Annotated in this window: 12 protein-coding genes; 10 read left to right on the top strand and 2 right to left on the bottom strand. The window is 46.8% G+C overall.

Annotated elements, in window-relative coordinates; all coding sequences use genetic code 11:
• The first annotated feature begins 58 nt into the window (after window positions 1–58).
• Genes NYE35_RS05660 through NYE35_RS05650 form a run of 3 tightly spaced genes read left to right on the top strand, consistent with a single transcriptional unit; the run spans window position 59 to window position 3466 of the window.
• Window positions 59–925: a carbohydrate ABC transporter permease gene (locus tag NYE35_RS05660; protein ID WP_038568998.1), complete on the top strand. Its 867-nt coding sequence runs from the start codon at window positions 59–61 to the stop codon at window positions 923–925.
• Entirely contained in the window at window positions 922–1743 is an 822-nt protein-coding gene (locus NYE35_RS05655) for a carbohydrate ABC transporter permease (RefSeq protein ID WP_445321943.1), read from the top strand. Before NYE35_RS05660 ends, NYE35_RS05655 begins: the two co-directional genes overlap by 4 nt.
• A gap of 34 nt (window positions 1744–1777) precedes the next feature.
• Window positions 1778–3466 (top strand): glycoside hydrolase family 13 protein, encoded by a 1689-nt coding sequence (locus NYE35_RS05650; protein WP_341120351.1) that lies wholly within the window; start codon window positions 1778–1780, stop codon window positions 3464–3466.
• A gap of 47 nt (window positions 3467–3513) precedes the next feature.
• Here the strand turns inward: NYE35_RS05650 and NYE35_RS05645 are convergent, their stop codons facing one another.
• Both NYE35_RS05645 and NYE35_RS05640 read right to left on the bottom strand, forming a co-directional pair.
• The gene (locus tag NYE35_RS05645) at window positions 3514–4044 is read right to left on the bottom strand and encodes an NAD(+) diphosphatase (RefSeq protein WP_076104689.1); all 531 of its coding nucleotides are present in this window, start codon (window positions 4042–4044) and stop codon (window positions 3514–3516) included.
• A 36-nt stretch (window positions 4045–4080) separates the two neighbouring features.
• The gene (locus NYE35_RS05640) at window positions 4081–5556 is read right to left on the bottom strand and encodes an amidase family protein (protein ID WP_341120349.1); all 1476 of its coding nucleotides are present in this window, start codon (window positions 5554–5556) and stop codon (window positions 4081–4083) included.
• A gap of 169 nt (window positions 5557–5725) precedes the next feature.
• Here NYE35_RS05640 and NYE35_RS05635 point away from each other — a divergent pair, with 169 nt between their 5' ends.
• From NYE35_RS05635 to NYE35_RS05605, 7 genes are all read left to right on the top strand, one after another.
• Window positions 5726–6571, top strand: coding sequence for an STM4015 family protein (locus NYE35_RS05635; RefSeq protein WP_038568990.1), 846 nt, complete (start codon window positions 5726–5728; stop codon window positions 6569–6571).
• Window positions 6531–7868 (top strand): STM4014 family protein, encoded by a 1338-nt coding sequence (locus tag NYE35_RS05630; RefSeq protein WP_341120348.1) that lies wholly within the window; start codon window positions 6531–6533, stop codon window positions 7866–7868. The genes NYE35_RS05635 and NYE35_RS05630 overlap by 41 nt, the downstream gene beginning before the upstream one ends.
• Window positions 7868–8650, top strand: coding sequence for an STM4013/SEN3800 family hydrolase (locus NYE35_RS05625; RefSeq protein WP_076104692.1), 783 nt, complete (start codon window positions 7868–7870; stop codon window positions 8648–8650). Before NYE35_RS05630 ends, NYE35_RS05625 begins: the two co-directional genes overlap by 1 nt.
• Before the next feature lie 32 nt (window positions 8651–8682).
• Window positions 8683–10032 (top strand): STM4012 family radical SAM protein, encoded by a 1350-nt coding sequence (locus tag NYE35_RS05620; RefSeq protein ID WP_076273323.1) that lies wholly within the window; start codon window positions 8683–8685, stop codon window positions 10030–10032.
• Entirely contained in the window at window positions 10029–10895 is an 867-nt protein-coding gene (locus NYE35_RS05615; RefSeq protein ID WP_341120346.1) for an STM4011 family radical SAM protein, read from the top strand. The genes NYE35_RS05620 and NYE35_RS05615 overlap by 4 nt, the downstream gene beginning before the upstream one ends.
• 102 nt (window positions 10896–10997) lie before the next feature.
• The gene (locus tag NYE35_RS05610) at window positions 10998–11735 is read left to right on the top strand and encodes a glycerophosphodiester phosphodiesterase (RefSeq protein WP_076104695.1); all 738 of its coding nucleotides are present in this window, start codon (window positions 10998–11000) and stop codon (window positions 11733–11735) included.
• 4 nt (window positions 11736–11739) lie between these two features.
• Window positions 11740–12972 (top strand): SLC45 family MFS transporter, encoded by a 1233-nt coding sequence (locus NYE35_RS05605; protein WP_036680370.1) that lies wholly within the window; start codon window positions 11740–11742, stop codon window positions 12970–12972.
• The last annotated feature ends 20 nt before the right edge of the window (window positions 12973–12992 follow it).

Genomic DNA, 12992 nt, shown 5'->3' with positions numbered 1-12992 from the left:
GCCGAGAAAGAGAACGGGACTCCCCCTTCTCTTTCTCTTTTCCAAGGAGGATTACATGATGGCCAAACGCCGAGTCGCCTTTTATCTAATGACTATACCGGCATTGCTTCTTTTCTTTGCCTTTCACACCTTTCCTGCACTGCAGGGTATTTACTATTCGTTCACTAACTGGGACGGCTTCAGTGACAGCTTTGATTACGTAGGATTTAAGAACTTCATTAACATTTTTCAAGACGAAAATGTGCTGAATTCATATGTGTTCACTTTTAAATATGCCATCTTAACAACTATTCTCATCAACATCATTAGTTTGTTGATTGCGCTTGGACTTAACGCCAAGATTAAAGCCAAAAACTTTTTCCGCGGTGTATATTTCCTGCCTAATATCCTCAGCGTGCTGATTGTCGGCTTTATTTTCAACTATTTGTTCGCAAATGTATTCCCTATCTGGGGCGAGAAGCTTGGCAGCGAATTCCTTTCGCAGAACATTCTCGGCAACTCCGATTGGGCCTGGATCGGTATCGTCATTGTAGCCGTCTGGCAGGGAATTGCTTATAACACGATTCTCTATCTGGCAGGTCTACAGACGATTCCGCAAGATCTTTACGAAGCCTCCAATCTGGACGGCGCTAGCCGCTGGAGAGAATTCTGGAGCATTACTTTTCCAATGCTTGCTTCCTTCTTCACGATCAACATGGTGCTGGCGATGAAGGGCGGCTTAATGGTATTCGACCAAATCGTAGCCTTGACAGGTGGGGGACCTGGACGTTCAACACAATCCATTGCCCACTTAATCTATACAGGCGGCTTCCAAGGCGGAGAATTTGCCTATCAATCGGCGAACGCCGTGATTTATTTTATCGTGATCGTTGTGATCTCCGCCCTTCAGCTTAAATTTCTGCAGAAACGGGAGATGGACTTATGATCAAAAAATCAAGCAACTGGCCTGCAACGATTCTTATCGCGCTAGGCTCACTACTGATCCTTTTTCCGCTGTACATGACTATTGCTATCGCGTTAAAGAATCCCGAGGAAATGGCTCAATCCATCTTTTCACTGCCGACTGGCCTGCATTTTGAGAATTTCGCCAATGCCATTAAGGCAACTAATTTCTTCAACACCTTGGGAAATAGCGCCACGATCACAATAACTTCAGTAGTGTTCATCTTGCTTACCAACTCCATGGTAGCCTACGCGATTGCCCGTAATATGAACCGAAAATTCTTCAAAGCGCTCTACTTTTATTTTATCAGCGCAATGTTTATTCCTTTCCAGATTATTATGCTGCCTGTGGTCAAAGTGACAACGGATCTGCATATGAACAACATTCTGGGTCTTATTATTCTATACATTGTTTATGGCTTGGCTTTTAACGTGTTTGTATACACTGGCTATATCCGCTCTATTCCTTATGAGCTAGAGGAAGCTGCCACAGTAGATGGTGCAACGACATTCGGAACGTTCTGGAAGATTATTTTCCCACTTCTTGCTCCGGTCAGTGCAACAATTGGTATCCTCTCTTGTCTGTCGACTTGGAACGACTTTATGCTGCCGTTGATTCTGCTCGGTGATCAGGATTCATACACACTTCCGCTTGTACAGTATGTCTTCCAAGGTCAATTCAGCACAGATTTCAACTTAGCCTTTGCTTCGTATCTGCTCGCTTTATCCCCGATGCTCGTGGTCTATTTGTTCGCGCAAAAATGGATTATAAGTGGACTAACATCAGGGTCCATTAAATAACTAAGATTTATATAGAGAGATAGGAGAGTTATACATGGATAAGAAATGGTGGAAAGAAAGCGTAGTTTATCAAATCTACCCCCGCAGCTTCAAAGACAGTAACGGGGACGGCATCGGTGATCTGCAGGGCATTATCTCGAAACTCGATTATTTAAATCAGCTTGGCGTCGACGTAGTCTGGTTATGCCCGGTATACGAGTCGCCAAACGACGATAACGGCTATGATATCAGTAACTATCAAACTATTATGGATGATTTCGGAACACTCTCTGATTGGGAGGAACTGCTAGCTGGACTTCACAGCCGCGGCATGAAGCTGATTATGGATCTCGTGGTCAACCACTCCTCTGATGAGCACGCTTGGTTCGTGGAGTCCCGCAAATCGCAGGGTAATCCTTATCGTGATTATTATATCTGGCGGCCGGGCCAGGACGGACAGACGCCTAACGACTGGGGTTCCTTCTTCAGCGGTTCGGCTTGGGAATTCGATGAGAAGTCGGAGGAATATTACCTCCATCTCTTCTCGAGAAAGCAACCCGACCTGAATTGGGATAATCCTAAGCTGCGCCAGGAAGTCTACGATATGATGACCTGGTGGCTGGACAAGGGCATTGACGGATTCCGCATGGATGTAATCAACTTGATTTCCAAAGTACCGGAATTACCTAGCGTTGCCCCAGAAAATAACGGAGAACAGCCTACGTACCACTTCGGAGGAGACTATTTCGTTAACGGACCACGCGTACATGAGTATATGCAGGAAATGAACCGTGAGGTCCTGTCCAAGTACGATATTATGACAGTCGGCGAAGCCGTTAATGTCACTCCCGAGGAGGCTTCCTTGTACGTTTCCGAGGATCGCAACGAGCTTAACATGGTATTCCATTTCGAGCTCATGGACGTCGATTCCGGACCTGGAGGCAAATGGAATGTGCAGCCTTGGAAGCTGGCGGACATCAAGTCCATCATTTCCAAATGGCAAGTCGCGCTGGACGGTAAAGGTTGGAACAGTCTGTATATGAACAACCACGATCAGCCGCGTATGTTATCCCGCTTCGGAGATGATAAGTTATATCCGAAAGAGTCTGCCAAGATGCTCGCAACACTGCTGCACACGCTCCAAGGCACACCTTACATCTATCAAGGCGAAGAAATCGGCATGACGAATGTACAGTTTGATTCCATCAACGATTACAAAGATATTGAAATCTTGAATATGTATAAAGAATACTTGGCTGCCGGACATTCGGAAGAAGCTATCATGAACTCCATTTACATTAAAGGCCGGGACAATGGCCGTACGCCAATGCAATGGAACGCCGAGCCGCAGGCAGGCTTCACGACGGGCTCTCCTTGGATAGCCGTAAATCCTAATTACAAGGAAATTAATGTGGAGCAGGCGCTGGCTGATCCTGATTCTATTTTTTACTATTATAAGAGACTTATTGAGCTACGCAAGCAGCATGAAATTATCGTATATGGTAGCTATACGATCTTGGCTGAAGAGAACGAGCAAATCTATGCTTATCTGCGTACTCTTGGAGAAGAACAGCTACTGGTTGTATTGAATTTCTTCGGAGAGCCTGCGACCTTCGAGCTTCCTCCCACTGTGAAATTTCAAACGAAGGAACTGCTTATTGCCAACTACGAGGTAAATCCAGAAGAAGAACTAAATACAATTCAGCTTCGCCCTTATGAAGCTCGTGTGTATAAGCTTAAATAATTACCCCCTTGCATGGAAACAACAAAAAGGAGCCTCATGGCTCCTTTTTACTTTCCTCCAACAGCTACCGGATTGACCTGTACCTGTCCCGCGTTCAATTTCTCAATAATCGCCAGTAAGAAGGTTTCGGCTAGGCTGTTCTTTTTAATCGCTCTGGCGGCTTCTTCCAAGGTAAACCATTCAGCATGATCAACCTCAGTACTCACCTGGCTCAAGTCCTCCGAATCTGCAACACCTATAAAATTCAGCATTAGCGTATTGGATGGTGCGAAGTACAAGCTGCGCATATATTCATAAGCGACAATATCAAGTCCTACCTCTTCTTTTACCTCACGTACGAGAGTCGTTTCCGCATCTTCACCTTTGTTCACGTATCCTGCGAGTAATATGTAGTCTGGTCGATTATATTGCTGAATTAATAAAATCTTGTTTTTCTCCCTGTTTAATACTGCTGTACTAATCGCCGTGCTGAAAATAGGGAATCGGAACATTTCACATGCATTACAATAAGGTACCTGCCCTTCCCCATCGGCTTCTTTCATTACTAACGCAGTTCCACATTCCAGGCAATACTTCAAACTGATCGCTTCCTTCTATTCTAAGTTAGCCTAATTCTACTCCAATTGAGGAGGAATCCGGTGATACGTAGCTTGTTCAAACCCGTATGCTAAGGCTATGAGCGTAGGCTCGCTATAAGCTTTTCCGGAAAAAACAACACCAAAAGGCCCCCTGGTCGAATCCCCATCCGCATCAATAATGCCTTGAGATACATATCCCGCCGGAACGGTAACTAATGGATAACCTAAGCGTGCCGCAATATACATGCCATCTACATCACCAGGCAGCAATAACGCGTCTAAACTATATTGTTCCAACACATAATCTATTCCTTGCTCAAGCGCTAATTCCTTGTATTCTTGTCTCTTCTCTTCATAGACCTCTTCAGTTAATGTTATTTCTTCTGATCTTGTCAGAGTGTCTTGTCCATATTGCAAGGCAAACTCAGCATGTCTTTCATTATAGGCTATCAATTCCTGCAAAGAGTGAATCGGAACGGATTCATCTACTTGTGCTAAATACTGGTTGAGCCCTTTTTTAAATTCATAACAAATCACATCATTATTCCAATTCTGTTGTTCAACATGTACTGTGACAGGATCTATAATGGTAGCCCCTTCATTCTTCAAGGTCAAGATAGCTGCTTCCATAATTGCAAGCCTCTCAGTGTCTAAATGCTTATAATAATGCCGTGGAATACCTATTCTTGCTTGTCGTATAAAGCTTTTATCTAAACTTGAAGTATAGTCTGTATAAGCGTATTTTTTGCTTGAAAATGTTGCTGAATCGTTGGCGTCCACTCCGGTTAATGCCCCTAAAATAATTGCCGCATCTGTAACCGTTCTAGCTATAGGGCCAGGTGTATCCTGACTTACTGAAATGGGAATGACTCCAGTACGGCTGACTAATCCCACCGTAGGTTTGATTCCGACAAGAGCATGTTGGCTGGCTGGACCGATAATAGATCCTGCGGTTTCCGTTCCGATCGCTGCTGCTGCCAGATTCGCTGCTACGGCTGCCGCAGGCCCAGAGCTGGAACCACTGACAAATACCGTCCCAGGTCCATACGGATTCAGTACAAGCCCTCCCCGCGAGCTATATCCCGCAGGCATTGTACTAGACATAAAATTAGACCATTCCGACATATTCGCCTTCCCAAGTAAAATAGCCCCCGCCAATCGAAGCTTGGTCGCTACAAATGAATCTTTTGCCGCAATTGATCCAGCTAAAGCTACAGAACCGGCACTTGTATGCATCTTATCCGCGGTGTCTATATTATCCTTCAATACAATAGGAATACCGTGCAGGCTCCCCCGGCTCCCTTTTTCTGCTCGTTCTTTATCGAGTGCTCGCGCGATTTGTATAACCTCTGGATTTATTTCTAAAATAGAGTTTATGTCTATATCGTATTTATGGATCCGCTCCAAATACACTTGAACTATATCCTCTGAGTTGATTAAACCTGCTTCCAGAGCCTCTTGCATTTTAATTATATCCGTCTCAATAATCCATTCCTGAAGTTTATTCTTCATACGAATAACTCCTTCCAAAAAAATAAAAATGCCTCTAGTATAAACCTACCACAAAATTTCACCTCAATAATATGGAGAGTTTAACTATAGTTATATTCAGCTATTTGACTCCCTCGGCTACAGATGATAGGGTATTTTCGAAGTTAAATTTTTCCGGGAGGGAACACCCATGACGGAAGTAAAGCTTAGCATCGGATACGACGAATTCGAAGAAGGTCAAAGAATTGGCAAAGCAATTGAGAAGTTAAGCAGCAGCGCTGAAAGTGCGTCACTAACCAGCCTAATTATTGGTGATTGGGGGCAAGCCTACGAGAATAGCTCCGATGAGGTTGTGGATGCGCTGGTTACGCATAGTGCAAGCTTCCCTGCTTTACGCAAGCTTTTTATTGGTGAGATGGGTTATGAGGAGTGCGAGATTTCTTGGATTACCCAAAGCGATCTATCACCGCTGTTGCCTGCTTTTCCAGAATTACAATCACTCACCATTCAAGGTGGAAATGAGCTAAGCCTCTCAGAGCTAAAACATGACAAGTTAGAAAAGCTAATTATTATTACTGGTGGCTTGAGTAAAACCGTGCTTGAAAATATTGCAGCCAGCCAATTGCCGAATTTGCGTAAGCTGGAACTATATCTTGGCGTAGATAACTACGGCTTTGACGGAAGCCTCGCAGATATTCTACCTCTTTTAGAAGTAGGAAAGTTCCCTAAACTTACCTATCTGGGATTAAAAAATAGCGAAATACAAGATGAAATCGCCGGTGCAGTAGCAAATGCTCCAATTCTGGATCAGTTGGATACGCTAGATCTGTCTCTAGGTACCCTCAGCGACGAGGGGGCTGAGTTGCTTCTAGCCAGCGAGAGAATCAAGGGACTAAAGGCATTGAACCTAAGCCATCATTATATGTCTGACGAGATGATCAGCCGCTGGCAAAAGAGTGGATTGCCTGTCGATGTCAGCGACAAGCAGGAAAGCGATGATGAGGAAGACTGGCGTTATCCTTCCATCACAGAATGAGCCCCTCATGCGGCCAATGATCGTTATTGGTATTCCCGGAGATAAACGAACTAGCGGCATTCAGCAAGCGCGTTCCGATCTCGGAATGCCACCCGCCATCATTTTATCGTATGCTGAGTTCCTGCAAGGTCAATCGTTAGGTGATCTGCTGGAAGTGCAGAAGCAGCAGTTATCCAGCCAGCCGGCTGTTTATAACGGAATAGATCTCAGTGCGGCTCCCCCGCTGCTGAGATTGGAATCGCCTGGAAGCAGCTTTGAGGTAGAACGTGCCTTGATCGCTCTCGGCGCACCGGATGCCGTTGATGTTGACGATTCGCTGCATCCCTACGCTGAAAGACCTGATCCGCGCCCACTCCGTGTGAAGGTAGCTCATCAATTGAAGGAGATGCAGGGTGTCCTGCATCATCCTTCGCAATGGTTCCGCGGTTATTGCCGCATGCTGGCTAGACTACAGCGCGAAGCCAAAGAGGTTTGTCCAGGTTCGCTATGGTTAAATGACCCCGCAGACATTGCGGCCATGACCGATAAACGTCGGACCCAACAGATTCTAAGTGAGGCAGGCATCACTATTCCTCGTCCATTAGGCGTGGAACAGCAGCCTACGGACTATGCCTCTCTCCGTGGGATGATGAATACCCGGCGAATGCACCGGGTATTCATCAAGCTAGCCTTCGGCTCTGCCGCTTCCGGGGTGATCGCCTATCAGCTCCATCCCGTTACAGGTGCCGAAGTTGCCTTAACTACAGTAGGGGTCGAGAATTACATCACCCGACCGCCCATTTACTATAATTCCGGTAAACTGCGGCGGTACACAGATGCCGCCACGATCTCCGGCATTATTAACTGGATTTATCGGCATGGTGGTTATGCCGAGCAATGGATTCCTAAGATCGGCCATAACGGCAAAGCCTTCGATATCCGCCAGCTCGTGGTTCTCCGCGAAGCCTGTCATGCAATTGCTCGTGTAAGTTCCACCCCAATTACGAATCTGCATTTACGCAGCCAGCGAATGTCTCCTTCGGAAGCCGGTCTATCAGAATTCATACAGGAGCAGGTACGAAATACCGCGTTGCAAGCGCTGGCGGCATTTCCCCGTTCTGGAGTTGCCGGGATAGACGTGCTGATATCTGGAGGATCGCAGCAGTGTTTTGTCGCCGATGTTAATCCTTTTGGCGATTTGCTGTACGATGTGAAATACCGTGGCTGCAGCACCTACGAATGGGAAATGAAGGTATTAACCGCCAGAGACTATATTACTCATCCCTCAACACCGCTTATAAAGGAAGGATCCTCTTAATGGATATGAACACTATCGTTGGCACCCATGACATTCTAATGATCACACTCGATACCCTTCGATACGATGCAGCTACTATGGAGGAAGCGAACTGCCCGAACCTGTGCGGAACGGGATCCTGGGAGAAAAGACATACTCCCGGCAGCTTTACTTATGCGGCCCATCACGCTTTTTTCGGCGGCTTCTTGCCTACTCCAGCTACAACGGATAAGACTGAGCATATCCGCATGTTCCATTCCCGAAATACCGGAATGAAGACGCATCCTCATACATGGCTGTTCGATACGCCGGATATCGTGTCAGGACTTGCTGCTGAGGGCTATCGTACGGTTTGTATTGGAGGCGTTATTTTTTTCACCAAAAAAAATCCACTCGCTCGTGTGTTGCCAAGCTATTTCCAGCAAAGCTACTGGCGGATGACCTTCGGTGTGACCAATCCGCGTTCCACAGAGCATCAGGTGAACCATGCCTTGAAGCTGCTAAGAGATACTCCTAGCGAGCAAAGATTGTTTATGTTCCTCAACGTCTCTGCCATTCACGGACCAAATCATTATTTTGTACCTGGTGCTAAAAAAGACTCCGTAGACAGCCAGCGCGCCGCTCTTCGTTATGTGGACGGTGAACTGGGCCGGTTGTTCGATGCGTTCCGGGAACGCGGCAATCCGGTCTTCTGCCTGGCTTTTTCAGATCATGGAACCGCTTATGGCGAAGACGGCTATCAGGGGCATCGCCTTGCCCACGAGACGGTCTGGAACGTCCCTTATCGGGAATTTATTTTATAATATTTATACCAAGGAAAGGATGGAGAACTGATATGACGTTATCGTCCTTCTCTTTAGAAGAGCTTCACAAGTGGAAAGACAGCATTACTGCTCACCCTTACCGTTCTTATCTGTATTCCTATCCACACAAAACGGCTTACAGGGATTTGCAGCCTCCGATGCCGCTAGAAACACTCTGGCGTGATGAGCCTGCGGAATCTTTCTTTCTATATATGCATATTCCATTTTGTGGCGCACGCTGCGGATTCTGCAACCTATTTACCCTGCCTGATAAACGCGCTAATGTTCATGCCACATACGTGGATGCACTGGAACGCCAAGCAAAGCAATGGGCGGAATTCACCAGACATAAACCTTATGCGCGCTTTGCGATCGGCGGTGGAACTCCCACCCTGCTGGCAGCAGATCAGCTCCGCCGCTTGTTCCACATTGCCGTTGATACGATGGGACTGGATACAAATACAGCCTCCATCTCAGTGGAAACTTCACCGGAGACGATTACCGAAGAGAAGTTGAATATTCTAAAAGAATATACGGTGGATCGGGTCAGCATGGGCATCCAAAGTTTTGTCGCTGCTGAATCGGCGGCCATCTATCGCCCACAAAATCCGGATGAGGTGTATCGGGCACTAGAGCTGCTGGGGAAATATGATTTTCCCATATTAAATTTAGATCTGATCTACGGGCTTCCGGGGCAGACGGTCGACTCTTGGCTATATTCGCTCAATCAAGCGATCAGCTTTGAGCCAGAGGAAATTTTCATCTATCCGCTCTACACCCGAGAGCATACGATTGTGAAGCCTGGTGATATCCAGCGTCAGGACGATATTCGCCTAGATTGCTACAAAGCCGCTGGGCAGCTGCTTAGAGCGAGAGGATATCGCCAATACTCCATGCGTCGTTTCGCCAAGGAAGACGCAGGAACAGCTAAACCCATTCTCGATTATAGCTGCCAAGAAGAAGGAATGGTCGGCTTGGGCTGCGGAGCCAGATCCTACACCCGCCATGTGCATTACGCTTCCCGCTATGGGGTAAGCCGTAAAGCAACCGAGAGCATTATTGCTGATTACGTTGCGACGGATCGTTACGATACTGCGGATTACGGAATTGTGCTGAGTCTTGAAGAACAGAAACGCCGCTTTATTCTGAAGGCGATTCTACATAGCGAAGGGCTGAAGCTTGAAGATTACAGCCAGCGTTTCGGTCAATCGCTCTGGAACGATTATCCTGAGCTGTCCAACCTGCTTCATTCCGGTCTTGGGCAGGAGGAAGATGGCATCCTGCGTCTTACCACCGAAGGGATGGGTTACTCTGATTCGATTGGGGATTGGTTTATTTCTGGGGAGATCCGAGAGCAGATGGAAAGGTTCGTATTGCCATGAATGCGGTCCTCTACTACCGCGGCTCCCTCACGTCCTGCAACTATGATTGCCCCTATTGTCCTTTTGGCAAAACAAGAGACAGCGCAGCTACGCTCGCCAAGGACCGCCAGGGGCTGGAGGCCTTTGTAGCATGGGCCTCTGAGCAAGGTGCGGCAGGTCATCGGCTTTCTATATTTTTTAATCCCTATGGCGAAGGGCTGATTCATCGCTGGTACAAAGAAGCAATGATTGCGCTCTCCAATATGGACCATGTAGAGAAGGTAGCGATTCAGACCAACCTTTCTGCCAACCTGGATTTCATCTCCCAGCTGAATCGTAAAAAAGTGGCCTTTTGGGCCACCTACCACCCCGGACAAGTGCGGGAGGATAAATTTCTGGCGCAATGTATGACTTTATACGAGAACGACGTTCCGTTTAGTGTGGGAAGCGTTGGAATACGCAGCGCTTTTTCAGCTATAGCTTCACTTCGCTCTGCATTACCGGAAAACGTGTACCTATGGATCAATGCTTACAAAGATAAACCGGATTATTATACAGCTGAGGATTTTGCCTTCCTTAGCGAGATTGATCCACATTTTTCTGTAAATGCTATGGATTATGAAAGCCTTGGCCAAGCCTGCAATGCAGGAAAAGATGTTTTTTATGTACAGGGCGCTGGGCTTGTGAAACGCTGCTATAAGGACAGAGGTGTCATAGGCAATCTTTACCGTGATGGGCTCGAAGGTCTCTCTGCGGTTAGAAGCTGCCGCATGAAGGTATGCGATTGCTATATCGGTTATATTCATATGCCCGAGCTGAAGCTGCGGAACATCTATGAAGCTGGACTTTTGGAACGAATCCCTTATGGCGCTATGAACAACTGAATTAAAATTCCAGACAGGGTTTCTTTACTCTCTGTGGAATATGACAAGTAGCCCCCATCTATAGGGGCATAGCAAACACTAAAGTTGGAGGGACAATAACTTATGAACAACATCATTAATTTTGCGCATCGTGGAGCGTCGGCAGTGTGTCCAGAAAATACTATGGCAGCATTCCGCAAAGGTCTTGAGCTGGGTGCAACCGGAATAGAAACTGATGTACAAATGACCAAGGATGGCGGCCTAGTCCTCATTCATGATGAAACTCTAAACCGCACGACAAGCGGAACCGGCTATGTGAAGGATCATACACTCGCAGAACTGCTGGAAGTGGACGCAGGCTCATGGTTCGGACCTGAATTCAAAGATGAGCGCCTTCCATTGCTGGAAGATTTATTAGATCTGTTGCAAGGTAGAGATACCATACTAAATATCGAGCTTAAAAATGGCACTTTTTTATATCCGGGCATGGAGGAAAAAGTGATCGCGGCCGTACGGGATTTCAAGATGAGCGATCGCGTCATTTTTTCGAGCTTCAACCATTATTCACTAGCTTACTGTCAGTCGCTGGCACCGGAGATCAGAACAGGAATTCTGTACGGGGAAGGCTTGTATCGTCCTTGGGATTATGCAGCTACACTTGGAGCGACCGCGTTGCATGCGTATCATTTTGCGGTACTGCCTGAATTCGTCGAAGAAGCTGCAAAGCATGGCGTCGCCTACCATCCTTGGACCGTTAACGATCCCGAGCGGATGAAATATTTAATTGAAGCTGGTGTATCAGGCATTATTACCGATCATCCAGACCTGTTGGCTGGACTTCTGGCTGACAAGGGAGTGTGATGGTGTGAAAAAAGTCTGGCTGCTCGGATTCGGCTTTTTCAGCATCAGCATTACATGGAGTCTGTATAACGCATTTGTACCTTTTTTCCTCGAAAAATATGTACATAGTGTAGCCCTAATCAGCTTCATGATGACGATTGATAATTACTTCGCCTTATTCTTGCAGCCTTGGATCGGCAATCGGAGTGACCGCACGACCTCGCGTTTTGGACGCAGAATGCCTTATCTTATGATCGGTATGCCCTTCGCTGCCGTGCTGACTATGCTGATTCCGTTTCATACCGGACTATTTACACTGCTTTTATTTATGATGCTGATGAATTTAGCCATGAGTTTATACCGTTCCCCTACCGTCGCTCTCATGCCCGACATAACACCTGAAGAGCAGCGTACAAAGGCTAACGGGCTAATTAATTTCATGGGTGGATTCGGATCAATTCTGGCTTTCGGCGTGGGTTCGATCCTCTATAAATCAAATCCTGCGCTGCCGTTTCTCGTTGCTGGACTGATTACCCTGTTATGTCTGTTTATCGTATCGCGCTTCATCAAAGAAAAACGGGATGGTGTGAATATAAGCCCTACGCTTCTATCCGATACAGCGGGGAGCCCTTCTGCGACGATAGTTAAGCCTTCCAGAGTCTCCTTTCGCGGCCAGCTGGATCGTACTACAGTATTTCTACTGGCAGCGATTTTCTTCTGGTTTGTAGCTTATCAAGGGGTCGAAACCTTATTCACGTTGTATGGTAAAAACCATCTGGGCCTCAGTGAACAAGCAGCCTCCTTCTCCCTTACCTTTTTCTCCCTTGCCTTTGTGCTGTTCGCTATTCCGAGCGGTTGGCTGGGTGGGCGATTCGGGAAAAAGAAGATCATTATCGTCGGCGTATGTGGCCTGATGACGGTCTTTGCGCTTGTTGGGTTTGCACAGGACCTGCTGGTGCTTCGGGCGTTGCTCCTGACAGGAGGAATCTTCTGGGCTTGTATCAACATCAACTCTTATCCTTATGTTGTTGCTACGGGGACTGAGGAAAGTATTGGTACTCGAACAGGGATGTATTATTTGGTCTCTTCACTGGCAGCGATCAGCTCGCCTCCTTTGCTGGGGCTAATGATTGATATTTTTGATTACTCCATCCTGTTCTATGTAGCAGCGATTAGTATGGCGGTTGCCCTGCTCTGCCTTTTCTTGATGAAGGGACGCAAGCAAGTACCCCACAAGTTTCACACACCGGGAGCCTAAAAAAGCGTCAGCCTTAGACA

Origin of the sequence: Paenibacillus sp. FSL L8-0494 (assembly GCF_038003695.1) — a bacterium.
GTDB lineage: Bacteria > Bacillota > Bacilli > Paenibacillales > Paenibacillaceae > Paenibacillus_AQ > Paenibacillus_AQ odorifer.
Note: the sequence above shows the minus strand (reverse complement) of the source record. Positions and strands in the feature narration are given on the sequence as shown.

Bases quoted from the DNA above. Each gene is read 5' to 3' on its own strand.
- NYE35_RS05660 (WP_038568998.1), top strand. From the start codon at position 59: ATGGCCAAACGCCGAGTCGCCTTTTATCTAATGACTATACCGGCATTG.
- NYE35_RS05655 (WP_445321943.1), top strand. From the start codon at position 922: ATGATCAAAAAATCAAGCAACTGGCCTGCAACGATTCTTATCGCGCTA.
- NYE35_RS05650 (WP_341120351.1), top strand. From the start codon at position 1,778: ATGGATAAGAAATGGTGGAAAGAAAGCGTAGTTTATCAAATCTACCCC.
- NYE35_RS05640 (WP_341120349.1), bottom strand. From the start codon at position 5,556: ATGAAGAATAAACTTCAGGAATGGATTATTGAGACGGATATAATTAAA.
- NYE35_RS05635 (WP_038568990.1), top strand. From the start codon at position 5,726: ATGACGGAAGTAAAGCTTAGCATCGGATACGACGAATTCGAAGAAGGT.
- NYE35_RS05630 (WP_341120348.1), top strand. From the start codon at position 6,531: ATGATGAGGAAGACTGGCGTTATCCTTCCATCACAGAATGAGCCCCTC.
- NYE35_RS05625 (WP_076104692.1), top strand. From the start codon at position 7,868: ATGGATATGAACACTATCGTTGGCACCCATGACATTCTAATGATCACA.
- NYE35_RS05620 (WP_076273323.1), top strand. From the start codon at position 8,683: ATGACGTTATCGTCCTTCTCTTTAGAAGAGCTTCACAAGTGGAAAGAC.
- NYE35_RS05615 (WP_341120346.1), top strand. From the start codon at position 10,029: ATGAATGCGGTCCTCTACTACCGCGGCTCCCTCACGTCCTGCAACTAT.
- NYE35_RS05610 (WP_076104695.1), top strand. From the start codon at position 10,998: ATGAACAACATCATTAATTTTGCGCATCGTGGAGCGTCGGCAGTGTGT.